1 protein-coding gene is annotated in these 5,156 nt (G+C 73.8%); it reads left to right on the plus strand.

All coding sequences use genetic code 11. The features are described from left to right. The coding region (locus ACEPPI_RS39760) for a type I polyketide synthase (RefSeq protein WP_373920127.1) at nucleotides 1–5,156 on the plus strand (5,156 nt) is incomplete at both ends.

Below are 5,156 nucleotides of genomic sequence, written 5' to 3' on the forward strand. Positions count from 1 at the left end.
TGGAGGCCGCGGGCGTGAGCACGTACGTCGAGCTCGGGCCCGACGGGGTGCTGTCCGCGATGGCGCAGGCCTGCCTGGCCGACGACACCGGCACCGCCGCCTTCGTACCCATCCTCCGCAAGGACCGTCCCGAGGCGGAGACCGCCGTCACGGCCCTCGCCCACATCCACGTCCACGTCCGGGGCATCGCCGTCGACTGGCAGTCCTACCACCGTGACACCGGTGCCGAGCACGTCGACCTGCCCACCTATGCCTTCCAGCGCGAGCACTACTGGCTCGACGCCGGAACCCTCGGCGGCGACGTGACCACCGCCGGACTCCGGCCCGCCGAACACCCCTTGCTCGGCGCCTCGGTGACGCTGGCGGACGCCGACGGCCTGCTCCTCACCGGGCGACTGTCACTGCCCACCCACCCCTGGCTCGCGGACCACCGGGTCATGGGATCCGCGCTGCTCCCGGGCACGGCCTTCGTCGAGTTCGCCCTCCAGGCCGGTGAGCGCGTCGGCTGCGACCTGGTCGACGAACTGACCGTCGCGGCCCCGCTCGTGCTGCCCGAGGAAGGCGCCGTCGAGCTCCAGATCACCGTAGGAGCGCCCGACGAGGCGGGCCGCCGGCCGGTCGTCTTCCACTCGCGCGACAGCCTGGCGGCCTACGACGAGCCGTGGGTCCGCAACGCCACCGCGACGCTGGCGCAGGGCGCGGAGGAGAAGCAGGCCTGCGACCTCACCGCCTGGCCGCCCGCCGGCGCGGCACCCGTTGACATCGAAGGCCTGTACGAGGGTCTCGCGGACTCCGGCTTCGGCTACGGGCCGGTGTTCCAGGGCCTGCGGGCCGCCTGGCGGCGCGGCGAGGAGGTGTTCGCCGAGGTCGGGCTCGGCGACGAAACCGGGCCGGGCGCCGAGCAGTTCACGATCCACCCCGCGCTCCTCGACTCCGCCCTGCACGCCATCGGCCTCGGCTCCCTCGTGGAGGACACCGGCCGGGGCCAGCTGCCCTTCTCCTGGTCCGGGGTCGCGGTCCACTCCACCGGAGCGGACACCCTGCGCGTGCGCCTCTCCAAGGCGGGTCAGCAGTCCGTACGGCTGGACATGGCCGACATCGACGGCGCGCCCGTCGCGACGGTGGACAGCCTGGCCCTCCGGGCCTTCTCGCCCGAGCAGTTCGGCCGCCCGGCCGGTGGCCACGGCGACTCCCTGTTCGGTGTCGAGTGGACCGAGGCGGCCTCGGCGGCGGCCGGTTCCGCCGACGCCTGGATGATGCTCGGCGAGGGCGCGCAGGTCTTCGCCGACCTCGCCGGGCTGGGCGTGGCCGTGGTCGAGGGCGGGGAGATCCCGTCCGCGCTGGTCGTGCCGTGCACGGAGCCCGCCGGCGCGGACGTGGCCGCTGCGGTGCACGCCGAGACCGGCCGCGTGCTCACGCTGGTCAAGGAATGGCTGGCCGACGACCGCTTCTCCGGCTCGCGCCTGGTGTTCCTGACGCGGGGTGCGGTGGAGGCCGTGCCGGGTGAGGGTGTGTCGGACCTCGTCCATGCTCCGGTACGGGGCCTGGTGCGGTCGGCGCAGTCGGAGAACCCGGGGCGGATCGTCCTGGTGGACGTGGATGCCGATGCCGAGGTGGAGCAGGCGCTCTCCTCCGCGCTGGCGTCGGGTGAGTCCGAGGTTGCGGTGCGCGGTGGTTCGGTGCTGGTGCCGAGGCTGGCGCGGGCTGTGGTCGCGGCTGATGCGGCTCCTGCGTGGGATGCCGGGGGCACGGTTCTGGTCACGGGTGCGAGCGGTTCGCTGGGTGGCTTGTTCGCCCGGCATCTGGTGGCCGAGCACGGGGTGCGTCACCTGTTGTTGGTGAGCCGTCGTGGTGAGGCGGCTTCGGGTGCGGTGGAGTTGTCGGCGGAGCTGGCGGAGCTGGGTGCGGAGGTGGTGTGGGCGGCGTGTGACGTGGCTGACCGGGAGGCGCTGGCTGCCGTGCTGGCGGGGATTCCGGCCGAGCGTCCGTTGTCGGCGGTCGTGCACACGGCCGGTGTTCTGGATGACGGGGTGCTGGGTTCCCTGACGGCGGAGCGGTTGTCGGCGGTGCTGCGTCCGAAGGTGGACGCGGCGTGGAACCTGCACGAGCTGACCGCCGGTCTCGGCCTGTCCGCGTTCGTCCTGTTCTCCTCGGCCGCGGGTGTGTTCGGCGGCGCGGGCCAGGCCAACTATGCGGCTGCCAACACCTTCCTGGACGCCCTCGCCGCCCACCGCCGGGCCCAGGGCCTGGCCGCGACCTCCCTGGCCTGGGGCCTGTGGGCCGAAGTGGGCGGTATGGGCGGCGCGCTGGACGCCGAGGGCGTTTCGCGCATGGGCCGTGGCGGGGTCAACGCCCTGTCGCCGGCCGAGGGTCTGTCCCTGTTCGACACCGCCTGCGGCTCCGGGCAGGCGCTGCTGGCGCCCGTCAAGCTGGACCTGGCCGCCCTGCGTGCGGCGGCCGGCGGCGGCATGCTCCCGCCGCTGCTCTCCGGCCTCGTCCGCATGCCGACCCGTCGGGCCGCCCGGGGCGGCGGCGGCGCGTTCGCCCGGCAGCTCGCTGCCCTGCCGCAGGAGCAGCAGGCCGGCGCCGTCCTCGGACTGGTCAGAGGCCAGGTCGCGGCCGTACTCGGCTTCGCGGGGCCGGAGGCGGTGGACCCGGCGCGGTCGTTCAACGAGGTCGGCTTCGACTCGCTGACCGCCGTCGAACTGCGCAACCGGCTCGCCGCCGCCACCGGCGTTCGCCTGCCCGCCACCCTCGTCTTCGACTACCCGACGCCCGCCGTCCTGGGGGAGTACCTGCACGCCGAACTGCTCGGCAGCCAGGAAGCGGACACGGCTCCGACCGCCGTCGCCGTGCACGATGACGAGCCGATCGCCATCGTCTCGATGGCCTGCCGCTTCCCGGGCGACGTCCGCTCGCCCGAGGACCTGTGGCGACTCGTCCGCGACGGGCGGGACGCCATCTCGGACATGCCCGCCGACCGGGGCTGGGACCTCGAAGCCCTCTTCGACACCGACCCGGACCGCCAGGGCACCAGCTACAGCACGGCCGGCGGGTTCCTGCACGACGCGCACCACTTCGACCCGACGTTCTTCGGGATCTCGCCGCGCGAGGCCCTGGCGACCGACCCGCAGCAGCGGCTGCTGCTGGAGACCTCGTGGGAGGCCTTCGAGCGGGCCCGCATCGACCCGGCGTCGATGCGCGGCAGCCGGACCGGCGTGTTCGCGGGCGTCATGTACAACGACTACGGCACGCTCCTGCACCGGGCCCCGGAGGGCCTGGAGGGGTACATGGGGACGTCCAGCTCGGGCAGTGTCGCCTCGGGCCGCGTCTCGTACACGTTCGGCCTGGAGGGCCCGGCGGTCACCGTCGACACGGCCTGCTCCTCCTCGCTCGTCACCCTCCACCTCGCCGTCCAGGCCCTGCGCAACGGCGAATGCGACATGGCCCTCGCGGGCGGTGTGACCGTGATGGCCACGCCCGGCACCTTCGTCGCCTTCAGCATCCAGCGCGGCCTGGCCTCCGACGGGCGCTGCAAGCCCTTCGCGGCAGCCGCCGACGGCACTGCCTGGGGCGAGGGCGTCGGCATGCTGCTGGTCGAGCGGCTCTCGGACGCCCGCCGCAACGGGCACCCGGTGCTCGCGGTGGTCCGCGGCTCGGCGGTCAACCAGGACGGCGCCTCCAACGGGCTCACGGCCCCCAACGGCCCCTCCCAGCAGCGCGTCATCCGCCAGGCCCTGGCCAACGCCGGTCTGTCCGCCGCCGAGGTGGACGCCGTCGAGGCGCACGGCACCGGCACCACCCTGGGCGACCCGATCGAGGCCCAGGCCCTCCTGGCCACCTACGGCCAGGAGCACACGGACGAGCAGCCGCTGTGGCTCGGTTCGATCAAGTCCAACGTGGGCCACACGCAGGCCGCCGCCGGTGTGGCGGGCGTCATCAAGATGGTCCAGGCGATGCGGCACGGCGTCCTGCCGAAGTCCCTGCACGTGGACGAGCCCACCCCGCACGTGGACTGGTCGGCGGGAGCGGTCTCGCTCCTGGAGTCGGCCACCCCCTGGCCGGAGACCGGGCGCCCGCGCCGGGCGGCCGTGTCCTCGTTCGGCATCGGCGGCACCAACGCGCACACGATCATCGAGCAGGCCCCGGACGAGGCCGTGGTCACCGCGGCCGAGACGGGTACCGCACCGGTGCTGCCGTACGTGGTGTCCGCGAAGTCGGCGGACGCCGTGCGCGACCAGGCGGCCCGCCTGCGCAGGCACCTGGAGGGCGCGGCCGGGCTCAGGCCCGCCGATGTGGCGCTCTCCCTGGCCACGACCCGGGCCGTCTTCGACCACCGCGCGGTGGTCGTGGCCGGGGACCGGCAGGAACTGCTGCGTGGTCTGACCGCGCTGGAGGACGGGGCCGCGGCCGCCGGAGTGACGCGCGGCGCCGTGAGCACCGGGAAGACGGTGTTCGTTTTCCCGGGTCAGGGTTCGCAGTGGTTGGGGATGGCGGCTGGGCTGTTGGAGTCCTCGCCGGTGTTCGCGGCGCGGATCGGGGAGTGTGCGAAGGCGCTGGAGCCCTTTACCGGCTGGTCGTTGGTGGATGTGCTGCGGGGGAGTGAGGGTGCGCCTTCGCTTGACCGGGTGGATGTGGTGCAGCCGGCGTTGTTCGCGGTGATGGTGTCGCTGGCCGAGGTGTGGGGTGCGGCGGGTGTGCGGCCGGGTGCGGTGATCGGGCATTCGCAGGGTGAGATCGCTGCGGCGTGTGTGGCGGGGATCTTGTCGTTGGAGGATGCGGCGCGTGTGGTGGCGCTGCGGTCGCAGGCGATCGGCCGGGTGCTGGCGGGGCTGGGCGGGATGGTGTCCGTGCCGTTGGCCGCTGCCGAGGTGCGTGAGCGGATCGCGGCGTGGGGTGAGGAGCGGATCTCCGTCGCCGCCGTGAACGGGCCGTCGTCGGTCGTGGTCTCGGGCGAGGTCCAGGCGCTGGAGGAGTTCCTGGCGGCTTGTGAGGCGGACGGGGTCCGTGCGAAGCGGATCGCGGTGGACTACGCCTCGCACTCGGCGCAGGTGGAGTTGCTGCGCGAGGAGCTCGACACGCTGCTCGCCCCGATCGCACCCCGGGACGCGGCGGTTCCGTTCCTGTCGACCGTCACCGGTGAGTGGGTCGAGGGC

The organism is Streptomyces sp. AB3(2024), from assembly GCF_041862025.1.
GTDB lineage: Bacteria > Actinomycetota > Actinomycetes > Streptomycetales > Streptomycetaceae > Streptomyces.